Annotated in this window: 19 protein-coding genes and 1 pseudogene; 12 read left to right on the forward strand and 8 right to left on the reverse strand. The window is 71.4% G+C overall.

Annotation, left to right across the window (positions count from 1 at the left end; all coding sequences use genetic code 11):
* Nucleotides 1–54: 54 nt before the first annotated feature.
* Entirely contained in the window at nt 55–660 is a 606-nt protein-coding gene (locus ACSYGO_RS30270) for a TetR/AcrR family transcriptional regulator (RefSeq protein ID WP_095936745.1), read from the forward strand.
* 101 nt (nt 661–761) lie between these two features.
* Here ACSYGO_RS30270 and ACSYGO_RS30275 read toward each other — a convergent pair whose 3' ends face one another.
* From ACSYGO_RS30275 to ACSYGO_RS30290, 4 genes are all read right to left on the reverse strand, one after another.
* The gene (locus ACSYGO_RS30275; RefSeq protein WP_028802038.1) at nt 762–1,085 is read right to left on the reverse strand and encodes a DMT family transporter; all 324 of its coding nucleotides are present in this window, start codon (nt 1,083–1,085) and stop codon (nt 762–764) included.
* A 236-nt stretch (nt 1,086–1,321) separates the two neighbouring features.
* On the reverse strand, nt 1,322–2,332 hold the full coding sequence (gene rsgA, locus ACSYGO_RS30280; RefSeq protein WP_426679766.1) for a ribosome small subunit-dependent GTPase A: 1,011 nt from the start codon (nt 2,330–2,332) through the stop codon (nt 1,322–1,324).
* 16 nt (nt 2,333–2,348) lie between these two features.
* Nucleotides 2,349–3,689, reverse strand: coding sequence for a 3-phosphoshikimate 1-carboxyvinyltransferase (aroA, locus tag ACSYGO_RS30285; RefSeq protein ID WP_426679765.1), 1,341 nt, complete (start codon nt 3,687–3,689; stop codon nt 2,349–2,351).
* A gap of 257 nt (nt 3,690–3,946) precedes the next feature.
* Nucleotides 3,947–4,669, reverse strand: a complete 723-nt coding sequence (locus ACSYGO_RS30290; protein WP_359489611.1) for a M50 family metallopeptidase — start codon at nt 4,667–4,669, stop codon at nt 3,947–3,949.
* A 50-nt stretch (nt 4,670–4,719) separates the two neighbouring features.
* On the opposite strand from ACSYGO_RS30290, the gene ACSYGO_RS30295 reads away from it, so the two are divergent.
* From ACSYGO_RS30295 to ACSYGO_RS30340, 10 genes and pseudogenes are all read left to right on the forward strand, one after another.
* A complete protein-coding gene (locus ACSYGO_RS30295) occupies nt 4,720–5,535 on the forward strand; it encodes an SOS response-associated peptidase (RefSeq protein WP_426679764.1) in 816 nt (271 codons plus the stop codon).
* Between the two features lie 88 nt (nt 5,536–5,623).
* On the forward strand, nt 5,624–6,253 hold the full coding sequence (locus ACSYGO_RS30300) for an alpha/beta hydrolase family protein (RefSeq protein ID WP_426679805.1): 630 nt from the start codon (nt 5,624–5,626) through the stop codon (nt 6,251–6,253).
* A 254-nt stretch (nt 6,254–6,507) separates the two neighbouring features.
* Nucleotides 6,508–7,191: an RNA polymerase sigma factor SigR gene (sigR, locus tag ACSYGO_RS30305; RefSeq protein ID WP_426679763.1), complete on the forward strand. Its 684-nt coding sequence runs from the start codon at nt 6,508–6,510 to the stop codon at nt 7,189–7,191.
* Entirely contained in the window at nt 7,188–7,490 is a 303-nt protein-coding gene (gene rsrA, locus ACSYGO_RS30310; RefSeq protein ID WP_028802045.1) for a mycothiol system anti-sigma-R factor, read from the forward strand. The genes sigR and rsrA overlap by 4 nt, the downstream gene beginning before the upstream one ends.
* 157 nt (nt 7,491–7,647) lie before the next feature.
* Nucleotides 7,648–8,961: pseudogene (locus ACSYGO_RS30315) on the forward strand (HD-GYP domain-containing protein); the annotation flags it as partial.
* Between the two features lie 956 nt (nt 8,962–9,917).
* Nucleotides 9,918–11,099, forward strand: a complete 1,182-nt coding sequence (locus ACSYGO_RS30320) for an HD-GYP domain-containing protein (RefSeq protein ID WP_426679804.1) — start codon at nt 9,918–9,920, stop codon at nt 11,097–11,099.
* A gap of 218 nt (nt 11,100–11,317) precedes the next feature.
* Complete coding sequence (locus ACSYGO_RS30325) at nt 11,318–12,298, forward strand: tetratricopeptide repeat protein (RefSeq protein ID WP_028802046.1); 981 nt, start codon at nt 11,318–11,320, stop codon at nt 12,296–12,298.
* Between the two features lie 133 nt (nt 12,299–12,431).
* Nucleotides 12,432–13,082 carry a peptide deformylase gene (def, locus tag ACSYGO_RS30330; protein ID WP_095936535.1) on the forward strand — a complete coding sequence of 217 codons (651 nt, stop codon included), beginning with the start codon at nt 12,432–12,434 and terminating at the stop codon, nt 13,080–13,082.
* A 368-nt stretch (nt 13,083–13,450) separates the two neighbouring features.
* The gene (gene cyc1 / locus ACSYGO_RS30335) at nt 13,451–14,536 is read left to right on the forward strand and encodes an epi-isozizaene synthase (protein WP_426679803.1); all 1,086 of its coding nucleotides are present in this window, start codon (nt 13,451–13,453) and stop codon (nt 14,534–14,536) included.
* A complete protein-coding gene (locus ACSYGO_RS30340; protein WP_460388354.1) occupies nt 14,533–15,942 on the forward strand; it encodes a bifunctional albaflavenone monooxygenase/terpene synthase in 1,410 nt (469 codons plus the stop codon). Before cyc1 ends, ACSYGO_RS30340 begins: the two co-directional genes overlap by 4 nt.
* A 24-nt stretch (nt 15,943–15,966) precedes the next feature.
* On the opposite strand, the gene ACSYGO_RS30345 is transcribed toward ACSYGO_RS30340, so the two are convergent.
* Nucleotides 15,967–16,932 carry a GlxA family transcriptional regulator gene (locus tag ACSYGO_RS30345; protein ID WP_426679761.1) on the reverse strand — a complete coding sequence of 322 codons (966 nt, stop codon included), beginning with the start codon at nt 16,930–16,932 and terminating at the stop codon, nt 15,967–15,969.
* A 94-nt stretch (nt 16,933–17,026) separates the two neighbouring features.
* Between ACSYGO_RS30345 and ACSYGO_RS30350 the strand changes: the two genes are divergently transcribed.
* A complete protein-coding gene (locus ACSYGO_RS30350; RefSeq protein WP_426679760.1) occupies nt 17,027–17,266 on the forward strand; it encodes a hypothetical protein in 240 nt (79 codons plus the stop codon).
* Here the strand turns inward: ACSYGO_RS30350 and ACSYGO_RS30355 are convergent.
* The 3 genes from ACSYGO_RS30355 to ACSYGO_RS30365 form a co-directional block, all read right to left on the reverse strand.
* Nucleotides 17,227–17,682, reverse strand: a complete 456-nt coding sequence (locus ACSYGO_RS30355; RefSeq protein WP_426679759.1) for a hypothetical protein — start codon at nt 17,680–17,682, stop codon at nt 17,227–17,229. The two genes, ACSYGO_RS30350 and ACSYGO_RS30355, sit on opposite strands and share 40 nt — an antisense overlap.
* A gap of 215 nt (nt 17,683–17,897) precedes the next feature.
* Nucleotides 17,898–18,854 (reverse strand): ribonucleotide-diphosphate reductase subunit beta, encoded by a 957-nt coding sequence (locus ACSYGO_RS30360; protein ID WP_373557590.1) that lies wholly within the window; start codon nt 18,852–18,854, stop codon nt 17,898–17,900.
* A 62-nt stretch (nt 18,855–18,916) separates the two neighbouring features.
* Complete coding sequence (locus tag ACSYGO_RS30365) at nt 18,917–21,298, reverse strand: ribonucleoside-diphosphate reductase subunit alpha (RefSeq protein WP_460388357.1); 2,382 nt, start codon at nt 21,296–21,298, stop codon at nt 18,917–18,919.
* Nucleotides 21,299–21,386 lie beyond the last annotated feature (88 nt).

Genomic DNA, 21,386 nt, shown 5'->3' on the forward strand with positions numbered 1-21,386 from the left:
CCTTTGTGCGCGTCAAATCTGAGCTGCAGACCCGCTCGCCCCAGGGAGGCGATGATGCCTGCAGCGCGGGATTCCCTCTTGGACGCCGCGTACACGGCGTTGGCGCGTCGCGCATGGTCCGCGGTGCGGATGGTCGATGTGGCCGCCGTGGCCGGGGTGTCGCGCCAGACGCTGTACAACGAGTTCGGGAGCAAGGAGGGGCTCGCGCGGGCCCTCGTACGGCGGGAGGCGGACGCCTATCTCGCCGGCGTCGAGCGGGCGCTGGCGGGGCACACCGACGCGCGGGACCGGCTCGTCGCGACCGCCGAGTGGACCGCTTCGGCCGCGCGGAGCAACGCGCTCGTGCGGGCGATGCTCACGGGGTGCTGGAGCGAGCGGCTGCCCGCGCCGACGCTGTCGGCGGTGCCCTCGTCGTCCGCGGTGCCCGCGCAGCGACGGGCCGACGGGCCGCTGCCCTCGCCCGTGGACTTCGTGGCGCTGGTGCGCGACCGTGCCGTGGCGGCGCTCGCCGCCTCTCCGGCGGACACGGCGGAGGTGGCCCGCTCCTGTGAACTCGTCGTCCGTCTGGCCCTGTCCTGCGTGGCGGCACCGCCCGGCGACGGCGGGGTCACCGACCTGGTGAAGACCGCGCTGGCCCCGTCCCACCGGCTGGGCATCTGAGCGGTCCGCACGGGAGGGACGCGTCCGCGGGACGGCGGGGTCGGCGGAGCCTGCGGGCCGCGGCCCGTGTCGCGGTGCCCGGCGGCACCGCGGGACAGCCCTTAGTGGGCCGATCCGGACAGTTGCAGCCCGATGACCCCGATGATGACGAGGCTGATCGAGACGATCTTGAGGGTCGACACCAGGTCGCCGAGGAAGATCATGCCGTAGATCGCGGTGCCCGCCGCGCCGATGCCGGTCCACACCGCGTACGCGGGACCGACGTCCAGCTTCTTCAGGGAGAGGGTCAGCAGGCCGAAGCTGCCGAGCGCGAAGACGCAGAAGGCGACCGTCGGCCAGAGTCTGGTGAAGCCGTGCGAGAGCTTCAGACAGACGGCGAAGCCGGTTTCGAGCAGTCCCGCCACAACGACCAGCAGCCACGCCATTTCTTTTCCTCCCGCGTCCGCACGTCGACTGCTTCGTCTGGGTCGGACCCGGCCGGCGGCCCCGGACGCGGTGCGTGCCGGGCGGCGTGGGGTTTGCCTGAACCTCTCCGGGTCGCTCGGTGCGATTATGCATTTGCCGACCGGCCAAACCCTTACCGACGGGCCGCGGACGCAAACACCGCCGAGGTCAGATCGCCCCTCGGGACACCTGGCCACGGCCGCCGCGGCCCTCCTGGTCAGTCTCCCTCGCGGCGCTCCCGCGTCGCCAGCAGACGGCGCAGGGAGTACAGCCGCTGCGGGTCCGCGTGGCCGTCCGCCACCCACTGGTCCAGCGCGCAGTCCGGCTCGTCGTGGCTGCACGCGCGCGGACAGCCCTCGGTGCCCGGTTCGAGATCGGGGAAGGCGTGGATGACCCGGGACGGGTCGACGTGGTGCAGACCGAAGGAACGGACGCCCGGGGTGTCGATGACCCAGCCCTCGTCGTCCGAGAGCGGCAGCGCCAGCGCGGAGGTGGTGGTGTGCCGGCCGCGGCCGGTCACCGCGTTCACGTGTCCTGTCGTACGCCGCCGGTCGGCCGGGACGAGGGCGTTCACCAGGGTCGTCTTGCCGACGCCGGAGTGCCCCACGAAGGCGGTGATCCTGCCGTCCAGCTGTTCGCGGACCCGGTCCGCCGCGTCGCCGTTCTCCAGCTCCTCACGGCTGGTGACGACGTACGGGATGTCCAACGCGCCGTACAGCTCCAGGAGTTCGTCCGGCGGGGCGAGGTCCGACTTGGTCATCACCAGCAGCGGTTCCAGACCACCGTCGAACGCCGCGACGAGACAGCGGTCGATCAGCCGGGGGCGCGGTTCCGGGTCGGCGAGCGCGGTCACGATGGCGAGCTGGTCGGCGTTGGCCACGACCACCCGCTCGTACGGATCGTCGTCGTCGGCCGTGCGGCGCAGGACCGAGTCGCGCGGCTCGATGCGGACGATGCGGGCGAGCGTGTCCTTCTTGCCGGACAGGTCGCCGACCAGGGCGACCCGGTCACCGACGACGGCGGCCTTGCGGCCCAGCTCGCGGGCCTTCATCGCCAGCACCACGCGGTCCTCGACGAGGCAGGTGAGACGCCCCCGGTCGACGGTGAGGACCATGCCCTCGGCCGCGTCCTCGTGCTTGGGGCGGATGTTCGTACGCGGACGGTTGCCCTTGCGGTTGGGGCGCGCGCGGATGTCGTCCTCGTCGGTGTGCTTGCCGTAACGGCGCATGATCCCGGTCCGCCCGTCAGTTCCCGAGCATCCCGGTCCACAGCTCGGGGAAGTCCGGCAGGGTCTTCGCCGTCGTCGCCACGTTCTCGATCCGCACGCCTTCCACCGCCAGACCGATGATCGCGCCCGCGGTGGCCATGCGGTGGTCGTCGTAGGTGTGGAAGACGCCGCCGTGCAGGGGGCGCGGGCGGATGTGGAGGCCGTCGGCGGTCTCGGTGACGTCGCCCCCGAGTTCGTTGATCTCCTTGGTGAGCGCGGCCAGCCGGTCCGTCTCGTGCAGACGCAGGTGGGCGACGCCGCGCAGCGTGGAGGGCGAGTCGGCGAGCGCCGCGACCGCCGCGATGCCGGGGGTCAGCTCGCCGACCTCGCCCAGGTCCACATCGATGCCGTGGATCGCACCCGAACCGGTGAACTCGAGTCCGATGTGGGTCAGTTCGCAGGAGCCGCCCATCTCGGTGAAGATCTCCCGCAGCCGGTCGCCCGGCTGGGTGGTGCGCACGGGCCAGTCGGGGATGACGACCTTGCCGCCGGTCACCAGGGCGGCGGCCAGGAACGGCTGAGCGTTCGACAGGTCCGGCTCGATGATCAGGTCGCGGCCGAGCAGTGCGCCCGGCGTGACCCGCCAGACGTTCGGCTCGCCGCCCGACTCCGGGGTGTCCACCTGGGCGCCGACCGCGCGCAGCATGTCCACGGTCATCCGGATGTGCGGCATGGAGGGCAGGGTGGAGCCGACGTGCCGCACCTCCACCCCCTGGTTGAAGCGCGGGCCGGAGAGCAGCAGGGCGGAGACGAACTGCGACGAGGAGGACGCGTCGATCTCCACCGGGCCGCCGTCCAGGGCGCCGCCGCCGTACACGGTCAGCGGCAGCGCGCCGCGCGCGTCGTCGTCGATGCGGGCGCCGAGCAGGCGCAGGGCGTCGATCACGCCGTTCAACGGGCGCTCGTACGAACGCGGGTCGCCGTCGAAACGGATGGGGCCGTCGGCGAGCGCGGCGACCGGCGGGAGGAACCGCATCACGGTGCCCGCGTTGCCGACGTCGACCGTGGCCGGGCCGCGCAGGCCCGAGGGGATGACCCGCCAGGCCTCGCCGGAGGAGTCCGGGCCCGCGGCGACCGTGGAGCTGGAGGCCACCGTCTCCTCGATGCCCACGCCCATCGCGCGCAGGGCGCCCGCCATCAGCAGGGTGTCGCGGGAGCGCAGCGGGCGGCGCAGCCAGCCCGGCTCGGAGGCCAGCGCGGCCAGCACGAGAGCGCGGTTGGTGACCGACTTGGACCCCGGCACGTGGACCGTCGCATCGACGGCTCCGCTCGCGTGCGGGGCGGGCCAGAGGGCGGTGTGGGCGGGGTTCACGGTCATGCGCCCCACTTTAGTGGCTGGCGATGGATGGAAATCTTGATCAAAAGCGGCGAAACATGAGCGAAACAGCCCTCGGATGCGTGCCCGGGCGCGTGCTGTGTCAAGTGCGGCGCCGCCTCTTGCTCACTCCGGCGCGAAAGTGGCGCACTTCCCGGTCCGCACGACGTCCCGCGCTCTCACGCGGCGCCACGCCCGCGCGCACGCTCACGACCCCACGCGCACGTCCACGCCCGCACGCCCGGACGGTGGCCCGGCCGTCACACCTCCAGCAGCCACCGCCCGCCGCCTATCAGCGAGCACAGCGACACCGCGTGGAAGAGGAACAGCCACATCCCGGCCGGCACGTGCGTGAGCCGCGACAGCTGGTCCGCGTCGGAGTCGCCCGCCCCGCCCCGGCGCCGCTTGGCCTGGAGCTCGAAGGCGGGCCGGACACCGCCGAGCAGCAGGAACCACACCACCGCGTACGCGAACGCCGCCTGCACCTGTGGTCCCGCCAGCCAGGACACCAGCAGGAAGGTGCCGCCGGTGGCGATCACGGTGAGCGCCCCGTACGCGTTCCGGATCATCACCAGCATGGCCACGAGCAGGGCCGTGGCCAGCCACAGCAGCGCGGTGATGTGACCCGCGGCGAGCAGCGCGGCGCCGCCCAGGCCGAGCAGCGGGGGAGCGGTGTAGCCCGCGGCGGCGGTGAGGATCATGCCGAGCCCGGTGGGCTTGCCCCGGCTCACCGTCAGGCCGCTGGTGTCGGAGTGCAGCCGGATACCGCTGAGGCTGCGCCCCGTGAGCAGGGCCACCAGACCGTGGCCGCCCTCGTGGGCGATGGTGATGGCGTTCCGGGACACCCGCCAGACGCCGTGCGGGACGATCACCGCGAGGGCGGCGACCAGAGTGGCGATCACCACCCACAGGTCGGGGTCCGGCTGACTGCCGAAGACCTGGTCCCAGAGGCTCGCCAGCGAGGTGGATGCGGTGCTGTCCATTGTCTGCGGTGGCTCCCTGTGGTGTCGCGGAATCTGGCAGTGTGGCACGTATGTGCGGACGGTATGCAGCGAGTCGCAGGCCCGAGGATCTCGCAGGAATCTTTGAGGTCGAGAAGTGGGAGCCCGAGGAGACCCTGGCTCCCGACTACAACGTCGCCCCGACGAAGGAGGTGTACGCGGTTCTCGACCGTCCTCTCAAGGACGCGGACAGCCCGAAGCCGGTTCGCCAGCTGCGCCGGCTCAAGTGGGGACTCGTACCGTCCTGGGCCAAGACGCCCGAGGGCGGCGCCCGCATGATCAACGCACGCGCGGAGACGGTGCACGAGAAGCCCTCGTACCGCCGTGCCTTCGCGGCCCGGCGCTGCATCATCCCCGCCGACGGCTACTACGAGTGGGTCACCGCGGCGGCCGAGCGCGAGCTGGAGGTCGAGGGCAAGAAGAAGCGTCCGCGCAAGCAGCCGTACTTCGTCACGCCGGCGGACGGTTCGGTCTTCGCGATGGCCGGGCTGTACGAGTTCTGGCGCGACAGGACGCTCCCCGACGACCACCCGCAGGCCTGGTGGGTGACGTGCTCCGTGATCACGACGGAGGCGGAGACCACACCCCTGGCGGTCGCGCCCGCCGACGGGCCGTACGCGCTGGCGGACATCCACCCCCGGATGCCCCTGATGCTGACCCCGGACCGCTGGGACTCCTGGCTCGACCCCGCCCGCACGGACGCCGAGGATCTCCGTGGACTGCTCGCGCCGCCGCCCGCCGGACTGATGCGCGCCTACCCCGTCTCCACGGCCGTCAGCAACGTCCGCAACAACGGCCCGGAGCTGCTGAAGGAGCTGGAGGGCCCCGAAGAGGGCACACTCTTCTGACGTGACCGAGACCACTGGGACCACTGAGACCACCGGGACGACTGAGACGACCGAGACGACCGAGACGACCGGGGCGAACGAGACCACCGTGACCACCGAGACGATCGACACCGACGCCGGTACGGCCCGGATCACCTGGCACCGGGCCGCGAAGCCGCGGATCGTCCTCGCCGCGAGTCACGGCGCGGGCGGCGGCATCGAGGCGCGCGACCTCCGTGCGCTGGCCGCGGCGCTGCCCGCGCACGGCGTGAGCGTCGCGCTCGTCGAGCAGCCCTGGCGGGTGGCGGGCAAGAAGCTCGCGCCCGCGCCGAAGACGCTGGACGTGGGGTGGCGCGGACTGTGGCCGGCACTGGTGCGGCCGGGCCTGCCGGTGATCGCCGGGGGACGCAGCGCCGGCGCCCGCGTCGCCTGCCGGACCGCGACGGAACTGGGCGCCGCCGCCGTGCTGGCCCTCAGCTTCCCGCTGCATCCGCCGGGCAAGCCGGAGAAGTCCCGCGCCGACGAACTGCTCGGCGCCGGGGTGCCCACGCTCGTCGTCCAGGGCGGCAACGATCCGTTCGGGAAGCCGGAGGAGTTCCCCGAGGGCCCGTACGAGCTGATCGAGGTGCCGTACGGCGATCACGGCTTCGCGGTGCCGAAACGGGCCCCGCTCGGCCAGGACGAGGCGCTGAAGGTCATCACCGACGGTGTCGCGAAGTGGACCGCGTCACTCGGGTGACGCACGGGAATGCCGGGCGGCGGACAACTGTTGTGTGGAGCAGACAGCACGAACCGTGCTGACCGTTCCGAGGAGAGGAAGTCCGCCGCATGGGTTCGACCATCTGCCCGAGCCGTCGCAGCAGCGCTGACCTGGACTGGACGGTGCTGCACGCGGGTAAGAACGCCCCTATTCGGGCGGCGGGTGGGCCTGATGTTCGTCTATCCTCCGATTCCAGTGGGACCGGTCTCGGTCTCACGACATCGCTTGAGGAGGTGGGTCCGGTCACTGGGACCGACGCAGGGACCGAACACGGCCAGGCGGAGCAGCCCGAGGGCCAGGGCACGAGCACGGAGTCGTCCGCCGAGCGCGCCGCGCGCTTCGAGCGGGACGCGCTCGAATTCCTCGACCAGATGTACTCGGCCGCCCTGCGTATGACGCGCAATCCGGCCGACGCCGAGGACCTGGTGCAGGAGACGTACGCGAAGGCGTACGCGTCCTTCCACCAGTTCCGCGAGGGGACCAACCTCAAGGCGTGGCTCTACCGCATTCTCACCAACACCTTCATCAACTCGTACCGCAAGAAGCAGCGCGAACCTCAGCGCAGCGCGGCCGAGGAGATCGAGGACTGGCAGCTCGCACGTGCCGAGTCGCACATGTCGACGGGACTGCGCTCCGCCGAGTCGCAGGCGCTGGACCACCTGCCCGACTCGGACGTCAAGGAGGCGCTGCAGGCGATCCCCGAGGAATTCCGCATCGCCGTCTATCTCGCTGACGTAGAGGGCTTTGCGTACAAGGAGATCGCGGACATCATGGGGACACCCATCGGTACGGTGATGTCCCGGCTCCACCGGGGCCGTCGCCAATTGCGCGGCATGCTTGAGGACTACGCGCGTGACCGCGGGCTGGTTCCGGCCGGCGCCGGAGAGTCGAACGAAGCGAAAGGCTCGGGCTCATGAGCTGCGGAGAGCCGCACGAGACGGATTGCAGTGAGGTACTCGACCATCTGTACGAGTTCCTCGACCATGAGATGCCGGACGCGGACTGCACCAAGTTCGAGGTGCACTTCGAGGAGTGCTCCCCGTGCCTGGAGAAGTACGGCCTCGAGCAGGCCGTGAAGAAGCTGGTCAAGCGGTGCTGCGGCCATGACGACGTGCCGACGGACCTGCGCGCCAAGGTCATGGGCCGCATCGACCTGATCCGCTCCGGGCAGGCCGTGCCCGAGCACGACGTGACCGCGACGCCGCAGGAGTCCTGACTCCCGGCGCGGCGTCGCCTCCTCACGGAGATCGTCCACCAATCACCCGAACGTGCTAATCCGCGGGCTCCGAGCCCGCGGATTCGTTCATACGCGTCCCCGTGCAGTCCCCACCGCCCTAGGCTCCGGTGCCGGAAGCCGGGGAGGGGGCGAGGAGATGGGGTCGGTCCAGGCGTGGGCCCGCGTCTACGTGGCGTGTGTCGCCCTCGCGGCCCTTGCCTGTCTGGCTCCGCTGCCCGACCTGCGCGCCCCGTGGTGGATCGTCGCGCTGATGGCCCTGCTCTACGCCGGGTGCGAGCGGATCCCGCTCCGGCGCGCCTCCGGATCCGCCCATGGCCGCGATGCCCCGCCGGGAATGGGCACGTTTCTCCCCGTGCTGCTGGCCGGGGCCTTTCTGCTGCCGCCGCCCGCCGCCGCGCTGGTCGCCGTGCCCGGCGCCCTGCTCACCCGGGTCGAACAACGCCCTCGGTGGCTGCGCCGCGTCTGGCGCGCCTCTCAACTCGCCGTCGCGGTCTGGGCGGCCTCCCGTGTGCACGGGGTGCTGGGCGGCCGGGACGCGGTCCTCGCGCCCGACTTCCCGTACGCCCTGCTCCCCGCCGGGGCGGCGGTGCTCACCTTCTGCCTCGTCCTGACCGTCCTCGACGGCGGCATCCTGGCACTCGCCGAACGGGTGCCGGCGCGCACCGCCTGGCGCGGGCTGTTCGCACGCTCCCTCGCACCGGTCGGCGTGCACGGGCTCGCCGGGCTGATGATGGCGGTCCTGTGGCGCAGCCCGTACGGGCCCGTCGCCGCGCTGCTCGTGCTGCTGCCGATGTACGTGTCCTGCTGGGTGTTCGCCCAGTACCACCGGGAGCGGGCCGCCCATCAGGCCACCATCCGCGCGCTCGTCCAGGCCGTCGACATCAAGGACGGCTACACCCGCGGGCACAGCGAACGGGTCGGCCAGGCGGCCATGATGATCGCGCGCGAACTGGACATGGACGACCGGCGCGTCGAGGTCCTCCGGTTCGCCGGCATCCTCCACGACGTCGGCAAACTGGGCGTCCCGACGCGGCTGTTGCGCAAGGACGGCCCGCTCACCCCCGAGGAGCGGCGGGTGATCGAACTGCATCCCGAGTACGGGCACGAGATGGTGCGGGGCATCGGGTTCCTCGGGGAGGCCCGGTCGGCGATCCTCCACCACCACGAGCGGCTCGACGGAAGCGGATACCCGTACGGCCTGGTCGGGGCGCAGATTCCCGAGTTCGCGCGGGTCGTGGCCGTCGCGGACGCCTTCGACGCCATGACGTCCACCCGCTCCTACCGGCGAGCCCGGCCGGTGCCCGCCGCGCTGGAGGAACTGGAGCGGTGCGCGGGAGCGCAGTTCGACCCCGGGATGGTGCGGGCGCTCGTGCGGGCGCTCTCCCGGCACGGCTGGCATCCCGTGGTCACCGCGGACACCGCGTCACCGGCCGGCGCCCCGGCGGGCCCGCGGGAAGCAGGGGTCCACCAGGTCCCCGCACCCGGCGGCCCCTGCCCGAACGGCTCCCGCCCGCCCGGCCCGCCCGCACCCGACGCAGGCCCCGCCGCCACGCGCGCGACCGACCTCCGGACGGACGGCCCGCGTACGGGCGACAGCCGGGCGGACGGTCCGCGTGAGGCCGGTACCCGGTCGGACGGTCCGGGGGTGAACAGGGCGCGGTCGGACGGTCCGGGGGCGAACGGGACGCGGTCGGACGGTCCGCGTGTCACTGCATCCCCGGCCGGTGGCGCGCGCGTCGCCCAGCCCCGGGCGGGTGACTCGGGTACGGCCGGCCCTCGGGCGGACGGTCCGCCGGTGAACGGCACGCGGCCGGATGGGCTTCGGGCGACCGACGCCCGGGCCGGTGGCCCACGTACGGCCGAGTCCCGGGCGGACGGTCCGCCGGTGAACGGCACGCCGCCGGATGGGCTTCGGGCGACCGACGCCCGGGCCGGTGGCCCACGTACGGCCGAGTCCCGGGCGGACGGCACGCGGGTGAACGGCAGGCGGTCGGGTGGCTCGCATGCCGACGAACCGCAGGCCGGCGGCCCTGGCGCGACCGAACCCCGGTCCGGCGGTTCGCGTGCGGCCGGTACCGCGCTGGACGGTTCGCGTGCGGCCGGGGCCCGGCGGGTCGGTCCGTGGGCGGGTGATGCCGAAGGGGGCGGCCCGCCCGTGAGTGAGGAGTCACCCGGTGCCGGCGGTGGGCCGGAGTGCGGCCCGGGTGTGAACCGGCGACCCTCCGCGGGTGCGGCGTCCGGCGCCGGGCCGGGGGACGGTGCGGCGCAGGTGGACGGTGTCCGGGGCGGCCCCGAGGACATCGGGATCGGGAGAGGCCCGTGAGCCTGTCCCGGCCGCTCCCGGCGCCCGCCCTCACCCGTTCGGGCACAGCCTCGTTCAGCGCCGTCGCCCGCACGGGTGCCGCCCTGCTCGGGCTCGCCGCCCTCGCCTCCACGCTGTGGAACGGGCTCGACGACCGGGGCACCGCTCTCGCCTTCGGCCTCCTCGTGACCCTCGGGGAACTCACCCGCTGGAGCGGCACCGAGGAACGCGAGTCCGCGCCGCTCGGTGCCGCCGCGGCCCTGTCGTACGCCCTGCTCGGAGAGCAGGCGGGACGGCCCAGCGAGCACGGTGCCCTCCAGGTCGTCGCCGTGGTGTCGGCCGCCACCCTGCTCGGCAGCGTGCCGCACGTGGCCAGGGGCCACGCGCCCACCACGGATCACCTCACCCGGCGGGTGCTGACCGTCTCCTTCGCCGCCGTCTGCTTCCAACCCCTGTACAACCAGGGCAGGTTGCTGGAGTGGGGCGGTCCGGCGTACGCGGTGCTCCTGGTCGCCCTGCTGGTGCTCACCGCGCTGTGCGACGCCGTCCTCACGGCGGCGATGGCGCACTCGCGCGCCCGGTGGCCGTTCGGGCCGCTGCTGCGGGACGAACTGCGGGCCACGCTCGGCATCGGGTCGGCGGTCTGCGCGACCGGGGCCGTGATGTCGCTGGCGGTCGCCGTGGTCGGACTGTGGGCCCTGCCCGTCTTCTCGCTCCCCCTGCTGCTCACCCAGCTCTCCTTCCGCCGGTACGCGGCCGTGCGGGTCACCTACCGGCAGACCATCGCCTCCCTGGCACGGGCGACCGAGATCGCCGGGTACACGCCCGTGGGGCACGCACGCCGGGTGGCGGCCCTCAGCCGGGCCGTCGGCCGGGAGCTGGGCCTCACCGCGCCCGATCTCGTGGTGCTGGAGTACGCGGCACTCATGCACGACATCGGCCAGCTCAGCCTCGTCGACCCCGTTCCCGCCGGGGCCACCGCAGCGCTGTCCGCGGACGAGCAGCGGCGCATCGCGCTGCTGGGCGGGGCCGTCGTCCGCCAGACCGGAGTGGACGCCGAGGTCGCCGTGGTCGTGGAGCGGCAGGCCGACCCGTACCGGGAGCAGCCGATGTCCGCGCGGATCGTCCGGACCGTGAACGCATACGAGGAGATGGCCAGGGAAGCAGGACCCGGAGGGCCGCTGGCCGCGCTGGAGAGACTCCGGCTGGCCACGGCCCACGACTACCAGCCGGAAGTGGTGGAGTCGCTGGCCAGGGTGCTGTCGCAGAACGGGGCCGACGGGTGAGAGCCTCGGACCGGATCGGCGACCGGGCACCGACGGCCGGTCTGACCTCGCCCCGGGCGGGGTAACCCATGGGTAATGAGCGCCTGTCCGACGGTACGTGGTTGGATGCGAGGAAGAGGGTGTTCGGGGGCACGGGCCAGCCCGGGGCTGCACTGTCTTCAAGGGACTCTTCGAAGGACCAGCAGGCGGGAAACGCGAGGAACTGGCAGGCGGGAATCGTGAGGATCTTCGGCAAGGGACGGCACCGGCCCTCCGCCTCATGGCGGCAGGCCACCGACCGTGCGTTCACGCTGATCGGCGACGGCCGGTACGAGGACGCGGGCGCGCTGCTGACACGCGCCGCGGACCTGGAGCCGTGGCTCTCCGAGTCCTGGTTCAACCTGGCTCTGCTGCACAAGTTCCGGCACGACTGGGAACAGGCACGGGCGGCGGGCCTGCGGGCCGTCGCGCTGCTCGACCGGGAGACCGGGGCGCCCGACTGGTGGAACGTGGGCATCGCGGCCACCGCGCTTCAGGACTGGCCGCTGGCCCGGCGCGCCTGGCAGGCGTACGGGCTGCGGGTGCCGGGCGGCGCCGCGGTCTCCGGGGAGCCGGTGGGCATGGACCTCGGCAGCGCTGCCGTACGACTGTCCCCCGAGGGGGAGGCCGAGGTGGTGTGGGGGCGGCGGCTCGACCCCGCCCGCGTGGAGGTGCTGTCCATTCCGCTGCCGTCCTCCGGACGGCGCTGGGGCGAGGTCGTGCTGCACGACGGGGTTCCCCACGGGGAGCGGACCACGGCCGCCGGACACGCCTATCCGGTCTTCGACGAGATCGAGCTGTGGGCGCCCTCGCCCGTCCCCACCTGGGTGGTCCTCCTGGAGGCCGCCACCGAGGACGACCGTGACGCGCTGGAGCAGCTCGCGGCGGACGCGGGCTTCGCCGCCGAGGACTGGTCGTCCTCCGTACGGCTGCTGTGCCGGATGTGCTCCGAGTCGCGGATGCCGTCCGACGAGGGTGACGGCGAGCACCTGGACCCGCACGACCACAGCGAACCGGGCCACCCGGGGCCGCTCGGTCACCGCACCGACGGGCAGCTGTGGGTGCCCGAGCGGGAGTGCGGTCTCGCGGCGCCGGCCTCGCTGGTGCGCGGTCTGCTGGACGGCTGGGTGGCCGACAGCCCCGACTCCCGGGACTGGCGGGACCTGGAAGAGGTCTGCTGAGCGCGCCGGTCCGAGGGCCGCGGACGCCGGCCGGGCTGCGACCGTCCCGCGGGATCGCCGGGAAGTCACCCGGTCGCTCCCCGTAGGCTGTACTCGCAGAATTTCCCAAGGTTTGAGGAAGGCGTACGTCGTCATGGCGCAGCAGGACACCGATCAGCAGCACGCGGGCGTGCTCCCCGTGGACGACGACGGCTTCGTCATCGACACCGAGGACTGCGAGGAGCGCGAGACGGCCTACCGCGAGCGCGGGACCTCGCGGCCGATCACGGTCGTCGGGAATCCCGTGCTCCACAAGGAGTGCAAGGACGTCACGGAGTTCGGCGCGGAGCTGGACCAGCTGGTCGCGGACATGTTCGCCAGCCAGCGCACCGCCGAGGGCGTCGGCCTTGCCGCGAACCAGATCGGCGTGGACCTGAAGGTCTTCGTGTACGACTGCATGGACGACGAGGGCAAGCGGCACGTCGGGGTCGTCTGCAACCCCGTGCTGGTCGAACTGCCCGCCGAGCTGCGCCGTCTGGACGACAGCAACGAGGGCTGCCTCTCGGTGCCGACCGCGTACGCGCCGCTCGCCCGCCCCGACTACGCCGAGGTCACCGGGCAGGACGAGAAGGGCAACCCGGTCAAGGTGCGGGGCACCGGCTACTTCGCCCGCTGCCTCCAGCACGAGACGGATCACCTGTACGGCTACCTGTACATCGACCGTCTCTCCAAGCGTGAGCGCAAGGACGCGCTGCGGCAGATGGCCGAGAACGAGCCCCGCTACCCGATCGTGGCGAACGACTGAGCGGTCCGGCGACCCTCCCGGGAGCGGCCGAGCCACGCGGCGCCCGCCCTCGCGAACGACTGAGACAGAAAATGACAGGTGGGACTCACGGCCTCTCGTGAGCCCTCTCGAACGGCGCCTGGTCAGGGAACCTTCCTGACCAGGCGCCGTTCGTGTGTGCGTCGCACGTTCGATCCCTTGTGCTCCTCTAGTGATCCATATTCAGTCACACAAGGGGAGATTCTCGGCACCGTGGGGTAGTGAGTGAAGCAAATCCGTTCCCAGAACGGTCAGTTGTGGTGCTGAATGGGAAGGCGGGGATACGCAACGGCGCACGCCCGGCACAGGGAGGGGCGTACCGCCAACAGGCGGCTGAGAGGGGTTTGTTCGTGCATGCTTTCTCACACGGCACTTCATCGACACCGACAGCGGTCGCGGTTCCACCAGCGCTCTCTCTTCCGGTGATCGAGTCAGAGTTTCCCCGTCAACTCCACCCGTATTGGCCCAGGCTCCAGGAGAAGACCAGGGCTTGGCTCCTCGAAAAACGGCTCATGCCGGCGGACAAGGTCGAGGAATATGCCGACGGCTTGTGCTACACGGACCTCATGGCGGGCTACTACATAGGCGCCCCCGACGACGTCATGCAGGCGATAGCGGACTACAGCGCCTGGTTCTTCGTCTGGGACGACCGCCACGATCGGGACGTCATCCACGGCCGGACCGACGCCTGGCGCAGGCTCAGGTTCCGGCTCCACGCGGCCCTCGACTCCCCCGGGGACCACCTGCACCACCCCGATCCCCTGGTCGCGGGGTTCGCGGACAGCATGGTGCGTCTGTACTCGTTCCTCGGCAAGAAGTGGAACGAACGGTTCGCACTCCACTTCCACGCGGTGATCGAGGCGTACGACCGAGAATTCCGCAACCGTACGTCCGGCACCGTCCCCACGGTCGACGCATACCTGGAACTACGCCGACTGACATTCGCGCACTGGATCTGGACCGATCTGCTGGAGCCCAGCGCGCAGTGCGAACTTCCCGTCGCCGTGAGGAAACACCCGGCCTATGAGCGTGCGGCACTGCTCAGTCAGGAATTTGCCGCCTGGTACAACGATCTGTGTTCGCTTCCCAAGGAAATAGCGGGTGACGAGGTCCACAATCTCGGAATCAGCCTCATTCATCACGACGGGCTGACACTCGAAGAGGCGGTCACGGAAATAAGGCGGCGCGTCGAGGAATGCATCAATGAATTCCTTGTCGCCGAACGGGACGCATTACGGTTCGCCGACTCCCTCATGGACGGCACCGTGGAGGAAAAGGTGACGGGCGTCGCCGTCAGGGCGTGCATCGGAAATATGCGGAACTGGTTCAGCTCCGTGTACTGGTTCCACCACGAGTCGGGCCGGTACATGGTCGACAACTGGGACGACCGCTCCACACCCCCGTACGTCAACAATGAAGCGGCAGGTGAGAAATGACCGTCGAGTCATCCCCCGAGCTCTCGGCCGCGCCCGACCGGGCGGCACGCCCGCGGACTCCGGCCCCCCGTGCGCCGGAGCTGTCCGTCCCGCCCCTCGCGGGCGGCGGTGTGCCGGGGCTCGGCCACGGCTGGAAACTGGTCCGCGACCCGCTGGGCTTCCTGGCCCAGCTGCGCGACCACGGCGATGTCGTCCGGCTCAAGCTGGGTCCCAAGACGGTGTACGCCGTCACCACCCCCGCCCTCACCGGTGCGCTGGCGCTCGACCCCGACTACGAGATCGGCGGCCCGCTGTGGGAGTCCCTCGAAGGACTGCTGGGCAAGAAGGGCGTCGCGACCGCCAACGGGCCGCAGCACCGGCGCCAACGGCGCACCATACAGCCGGCGTTCCGGGCCGACATCATCCCCGAGTACGGGCCGATCATGGAGGAGGAGGCACGTGCGTTCGCGGCCCGCTGGGAGCCGGGGACGACGGTCGACTGCACCTCGGAGTCGTTCCGTGTCGCCGTCCGGATCGCGGCCCGCTGCCTGCTGCGCGGCAAGTTCATGGACGAGCGTGCGGAGCGGCTGAGCATCGCGCTCACGACCGTCTTCCGCGGTATGTACCGGCGCATGGTCATCCCGGCGGGGCCGCTCTATCGGCTGCCCCTTCCGCCATTGCGTAAATTCGACCACGCATTGGCTGATTTGCATGACCTCGTCGACGAGATCATCGACGAACGACGGTCATCTGGTCAAAAGCCGGACGATTTGCTGACGGCATTGCTGGAAGCGAAGGACGACAACGGCGACCTCATCGACGAACAGGAGATCCACGACCAAGTCGTCGCGATACTCACGCCCGGCAGCGAAACCATCGCATCCACGATCATGTGGCTCCTCCAGGTCCTCGCGGAACATCCGGAACAGGCGGACAAGGTGGCCGCAGAGGTCAAATCCGTCGTGGGGGACCGGCCCGTCGGATTCAACGACGTCCGGAAGCTGTCCCACACGAACAATGTCGTCGTCGAGGCCATGCGGTTGTGCCCCGCCGTATGGATATTGACGCGGCGGGCGGTGACCGAAACCGAGCTCGGCGGCTATCGCATTCCGGCCGGTGCCGACATCGTCTACAGCCCGTACGCGATCCAGCGCGACCCCCGCTCGTACCGGCGGCACCTGGATTTCGATCCCGAGCGCTGGCTTCCGGAACGGTCCAAGGACATCCCGAAGTACGCGATGCGCCCGTTCAGCCTGGGCAACCGGAAGTGCCCGAGCGACCACTTCTCGATGGCGCAGCTCACCCTGATCACCGCGACCGTGGCGTCCCGCTGGCGCTACGAGCAGGTGTCCGGGTCCAATGACACGACCCGTGTCGGCATCACCCTGCGCCCGCACAAGCTGCTGCTCACGGCACGTCCGCGCTGATCCCGCGCGCCCACCGGCGCATCTTCAGGCCGCCCGCGGGCCCCTGAAGGTGCGCCGGTACGTCTGCGGGGTGGTGCCCAGGCTCCGGACGAACTGATGGCGCAGGGCCGCCGCGTTGCCGAACCCGGTCCGGCTCGCGATCGCATCCATCGTCTCGTCCGTGGCCTCCAGCAACTCCTGTGCCAGCAGCACACGTTGGCGCAGGATCCAGCGGTACGGGGTGGTGCCCGTCTCCTGCTGGAAGCGGCGCGCGAAGGTGCGCGGGGCCAAGTGGGCTCGGGCCGCGAGCTGTTCGACGGTCACGTCCTCGGAGAGATGCCGCTCCATCCAGGCCAGCACGTCGCCGATCGTGTCGCCCGGGGAGCGGGGCAGCGGGCGCTCGATGTACTGGGCCTGACCGCCGTCGCGGTGCGGGGGCACCACCATCCGCCGGGCGATGGCGTTGGCGACCTCCGGGCCCTGCTCCTTGCGGACCAGGTGGAGACAGGCGTCGATGCCCGCGGCGGTGCCGGCGGAGGTGAGCACCGGGTCCTCGTCGACGTACAGCACGTCGGGTTCGACGATCGCCCGGGGATGGCGGCGGGCGAGCTCCTCCGCCTGCCGCCAGTGCACGCTGCACCGCCGTCCGTCGAGGAGCCCGGCCGCGCCGAGAGTGAAGACCCCGGAACAGACGCTGAGGACGCGGGCTCCGCGGTCCACGGCCCGGCGCAGGGTCGCCAGCAGGGCGGGCGGGTACTCCCGGCCGATGTAGTTCTCGCCGGCCGGGACGACGACGAGGTCGGCCTCGTCGACCCGGTCGAGGCCGTAGGGGGTGGACAGGGTGAGGCCCGCGACATGCGTGCCCAGGTCCGGGCCCTCGGCCGAGGCGACGGCGAAGTCGTAGACGGGCAGGCCGTCGTCGCTGCGGTCGAGCCCGAACACCTCGCAGACCACGCCGAGTTCGAAGGGATGCACACCGTCGAGCAGGATGGCCGCCACGTTCTTCAGCATGCGCCCCAGTGTGCCGTGGAAGTGGCAGTAATTCGAGGGTGTGCGGCAGTACTGCCACTGACGGTAAGGAGTGAACGGCGCGACACTAGTGTCCATGAACGCACTCATGGACAACTTCGTCGGAATCCTGACCGTCCTGGGGATCTTCGTGGCGGTGGCCTTCCCGTCGCTGATCGGTCTCGCCCACGAGCGGCGCGTGGACCGGCAGCTGAGGGAGGCACGCTCCCGCGCGGAGGCCCACCACCCCGGGCGCGGGGCCCTGCCCCCCGCGGGCGGTGAGCGCTCCGCACGGACTCAGGGCTTCGTCACCACCACCGTGACCGCCCACTCCTGAAGCCCGTCGCACGAGATCCGGGCCGGATCGCTCGGGCACAGCGGGCGGGACGAGGTGAGCCGCACCGTACCCGTCGAGACGGCCTTGAACGCGGAGGACGCGTCACCGGCCTGGAGGACGACACCGCTGTTGGTGGCCTCCAGACCGCTGCCGCCGGCCTTGACGGGCGCCCACGGCCGCGCGGACGTGCCGTCCAGCCCGATCCGGATCACCTCGCCCACGGACAGGCAGAACGTACGGCCGGTGTCGGTGGCGGCGAGCTCCGCCCGTGCCGCGGCGCAGCCCTTCGGGGTGGTGGGGGCGGGTGACACGGTGCCGCTGCCGCCCGCTTCGCCCCCGCCCTGCGTGCCGCAGCCCGCGAGGAGCAGTGCCAGCGCGGCGAGGGCCGGCATCCGGTTCTGGGTCGTTCGGCGCATGAGATGACCTCCTTGCCGCTTGGACGTGCCACCCGCGCCACAGGATCCCCTCGCTTTCCGGACGCGGCGCCACGGCCGGGCCCCGTCGGCCCTGCCGTACGCGCGACACAGCGCCGTGGTGAGGGCCCCGCCGGTCCGGCTGCGCGCCGCGGGGTGGGCACGACACGACGACGCCGGGCCGCACAAGCGGCCCGGCGTCGCCCACGGTGCACCCGTCAGAAGTCCTCGTCGAGGTCGACGGTGCCCTCCACGGCGACCTGGTACGCGGACGGCCGCCGCTCGAAGAAGTTGGTCAGCTCCTGCACGCCCTGGAGCTCCATGAAGGAGAACGGGTTCTCCGAGCCGTACACAGGAGCGAAGCCCAGCCGGGAGAGCCGCTGGTCGGCGACGCACTCCAGGTACTGGCGCATCGAGTCGGTGTTCATGCCCGGCAGACCGTCACCGCACAGGTCGCGGGCGAACTGCAGCTCGGCCTCGACGGCCTCCCGCAGCATGTCCGTCACCTGCTGCTCCAGCTGGTCGTCGAACAGGTCCGGCTCCTCCTTGCGGACCGTGTCGACCACCTCGAAGGCGAACGACATGTGCATCGTCTCGTCGCGGAACACCCAGTTGGTGCCGGTCGCGAGGCCGTGCAGCAGGCCGCGGCTGCGGAACCAGTAGACGTAGGCGAAGGCTCCGTAGAAGAAGAGCCCCTCGATGCACGCCGCGAAGCAGATGAGGTTGAGCAGGAAGCGGCGGCGGTCCGCCCTGCTCTCCAGCCGGTCCAGCTTCTCGACCGAGTCCATCCACTTGAAGCAGAACTCGGCCTTCTCGCGGATGGAGGGGATGTTCTCCACGGCCGCGAAGGCGGCGGTCCGGTCCTCCGGGTCGGGCAGATAGGTGTCCAGCAGCGTCAGATAGAACTGGACGTGGACCGCCTCCTCGAAGAGCTGCCGGCTCAGGTAGAGCCGCGCCTCCGGGGAGTTGATGTGCTTGTACAGCGTCAGCACCAGGTTGTTCGCCACGATCGAGTCGCCCGTCGCGAAGAAGGCGACCAGACGGCCGATCAGGTGCTGCTCCGCCGGGGACAGCTTCGCGAGGTCGGCGACGTCCGAGTGGAGGTCGACCTCCTCGACGGTCCAGGTGTTCTTGATGGCGTCCCGGTAGCGCTCGTAGAAGTCGGGGTAGCGCATCGGGCGCAGAGTCAGCTCGAAGCCGGGGTCGAGCAGGCTCTTCTCGGTGTTCGGGGCGGTGGTCACTGGCAGGCCTCGCAGGACTCGGGGTTCTCAAGGGAGCAGGCGACGGCGTCGGGGTCGGCCACCTGCTGGACGGGGATGGTCTTCTCAGGCTGCGCCTGCGCCTGGGCCGCGCGGGCGATGCGGGTCGCCGGACGCGAGCGCAGGTAGTACGTCGTCTTGAGCCCCTGCTTCCAGGCGTACGCGTACATCGAGGAGAGCTTGCCGATCGTCGGCGTCTCCATGAACAGGTTCAGCGACTGCGACTGGTCCAGGAACGGGGTGCGCGCCGCGGCCATGTCGATCAGGCCGCGCTGCGGGATCTCCCACGCCGTGCGGTACAGCGCCCGGACCTCGGCGGGGATCCACGCGAAGTCCTGCACGGAGCCGCTGGAGTCGCGCAGCGCCTCGCGGGTGCGCGCGTCCCAGACGCCGAGTTCCTTGAGGTCGGCGACCAGGTAGGAGTTGACCTGGAGGAACTCGCCGGAGAGCGTCTCGCGCTTGAACAGGTTGGAGACCTGCGGCTCGATGCACTCGTACACGCCCGCGATGGACGCGATGGTGGCGGTGGGCGCGATGGCCAGCAGCAGCGCGTTGCGCATGCCGACGGCGGCGATGCGTTCCCGCAGTGCCGCCCAGCGCTCCGGCCAGGTCAGCTCGGCGTCGAAGTGGTCGGGGTGCAGCACACCGCGCGCCGTACGGGTCTTCTCCCAGGCCGGCAGCGGGCCGTTGCGCTCGGCGAGGTCCGCGGAGGCCTCGTACGCGGCGAGCATGATGCGCTCGGCGATCCGGGTGGACAGCGCCTTCGCCTCGGCCGAGTCGAAGGGCAGCCGCAGCTTGAAGAAGACGTCCTGGAGGCCCATCGCGCCGAGGCCCACCGGGCGCCACCTGGCGTTGGAGCGGCCCGCCTGCTCGGTCGGGTAGAAGTTGATGTCGACGACCCGGTCCAGGAACGTCACGGCCGTGCGGACGGTCTCGTCCAGCCGCTCCCAGTCGATGTCGCCGTTGCTCACGAAGGCGCCGAGGTTGACCGAACCGAGGTTGCAGACCGCCGTCTCCCCGTCGTCCGTGACCTCCAGGATCTCGGTGCACAGGTTCGAGGAGTGGACGGTGTGGCCCGGCTCGGCGGTCTGGTTGGCGGCCCGGTTGGCGGCGTCCTTGAAGGTCATCCAGCCGTTGCCGGTCTGCGCGAGGGTGCGCATCATCCGGCCGTACAGGTCGCGGGCCGGGATGGTCTTGCGGGCGAGCCCGGCCTCCTCGGCCTTGCGGTACGCGGCGTCGAACTCGTCGCCCCACAGGTCGACCAGCTCCGGCACGTCGGCCGGGGAGAACAGCGACCAGTCACCGTTCTCGTTCACCCGGCGCATGAACTCGTCCGGGATCCAGTGCGCCAGGTTCAGGTTGTGCGTGCGCCGGGCGTCCTCACCGGTGTTGTCGCGCAGCTCCAGGAACTCCTCGATGTCGGAGTGCCAGGTCTCCAGGTAGACGGCCGCGGCGCCCTTGCGCCGGCCGCCCTGGTTCACCGCGGCGACCGAGGCGTCGAGGGTCTTCAGGAACGGGACGATGCCGTTGGAGTGCCCGTTCGTGCCGCGGATCAGCGAACCGCGCGAGCGGATGCGGGAGTACGACAGCCCGATGCCGCCCGCGTGCTTCGAGAGCCGGGCCACCTGGTGGTAGCGGTCGTAGATGGAGTCGAGCTCGTCCAGCGGGGAGTCGAGGAGGTAGCAGGACGACATCTGCGGGTGCCGCGTACCGGAGTTGAAGAGCGTGGGGGAGGAGGGCAGGTAGTCGAGGCGGCTCATCAGCCGGTAGAGCGCGGCGACTTCGTCCACGGAGCGGATCGTGTCGTCCTCGGCGAGACCCGACGCCACCCGGAGCATGAAGTGCTGGGGCGTCTCGATCACCCGGCGGGTGATCGGGTGGCGGAGCAGATAGCGGCTGTGCAGGGTGCGCAGGCCGAAGTAGCCGAAGCGGTCGTCGCCCTCGACGTCGACGAGCGCGTCGAGGCGGGCCGTGTGCAGGCGGACGAACTCCGCCGTGCGGTCCGCGACAAGACCCTCGCGGTGGCCGACGGCGACCGACTCGGAGAAGGACGCGACGCCCTGCGAGGCGGCCTCGGCCGCGATGCTGATCGTCAGCAGCCGGGCGGCCAGCCGCGAGTACGCGGGGTCCTCGGAGATGAGTCCCGCCGCCGCCTCGGTGGCCAGCTCACGCAGCTCCGCCTCGTCGGCCCGGGCGGACCGGCCGCGCAGCGCGGCGGCCGCGACCCGGCCGGGGTCGGCGTCGGGGAGGTCGGCGGTGAGATCGGTCAGGATCCGCAGCAGCGCGGTACCGGGACCGTCCGTCTCCACCGGGGCCTGCTGCGCGGACGCTGAAGCCGGATCGGCTGGCGCGATGGTCACGTGGGGCTCTCCCTCGCTCGGCACGGGGCCTGTCGGGAGGCACGGAGGCACACGGGGGCGCCGGCCGGAGGGCAGCGCACCGCGTCCA

This window comes from Streptomyces krungchingensis, from assembly GCF_054729265.1.